1 protein-coding gene is annotated in these 781 nt (G+C 69.7%); it reads right to left on the bottom strand.

Annotation, left to right across the window (positions count from 1 at the left end; all coding sequences use genetic code 11):
* The coding region (locus PA598K_RS38045; RefSeq protein ID WP_260405475.1) for a DUF5682 family protein at positions 1-781 on the bottom strand (781 nt) is incomplete at both ends.

Below are 781 nucleotides of genomic sequence, written 5' to 3'. Positions count from 1 at the left end.
CCGGGAGAACAGCCGCTCCAGCAGCGGCAGCAGCGACGACGTGTCGATCCGGCGCACGTCGCCGTAAGCGATAATCTGCGAGAGCTCGGATACGGCAGCGGCGAGCTGCACGACATCGCGGCTATCTGCCGCGAGATGGTCGAGCGCCGTCCGGCTGGCCTGGAGCTGCGCAGCCAGCCCGCACAGGCAGGCGACGCGGATCAGCCTCGCTGCCTCGGCGATCGTCGTCGAGGCGGCGAGCCGCTCGCTGAGCGTCCGGGCGGCAGCCGTCTCGACCGTCTCGCCCATCAGACTGGCCTCGACCGTCTCGATCTCCGCCTCTGGCGTCCACTGGAGCACCCAATGCTCGGCCCAGCTCGCGTCCTGCTGTACGCTCGCCCGCAGCTTCGCCAGCGAGATGCCGATCAGAGCGAGCCGGTGCAGCAGGAAGGAGCGATGCAGATCGAGGAAGGCCGCCTCCTCGGTCTTGACCCGGCGATTCTCGCGCAGATCAAGCGGCAGATCCTGGGCGACCGCTGTCCGATACTTCTCCAGCTTCAGCCGCTTCAGCTGCCGGTTCAGATCGTCCTGCACCGGCGTCTGGCTGACGCCCTCGGCCAGTGTGCCGATGCCCGTGCCGATATCGAGCTGGGCCAGCGCCTCGGCGACGACAGCCAGCTCGCCGCGGCCGAGCAGCGTCTTGGCGGCGTCGCGCAGATCGACATGCGCCGGCTGGCTGCCGCCATGGAGCGCCGCCAGACTCTCGGCCATCCGCACCGCCTCGATCACCTCGGCCGTCGAG

Source organism: Paenibacillus sp. 598K, from assembly GCF_003851045.1.
GTDB lineage: Bacteria > Bacillota > Bacilli > Paenibacillales > Paenibacillaceae > Paenibacillus_D.
This window is presented reverse-complemented; position numbering and strand designations above follow the sequence as displayed.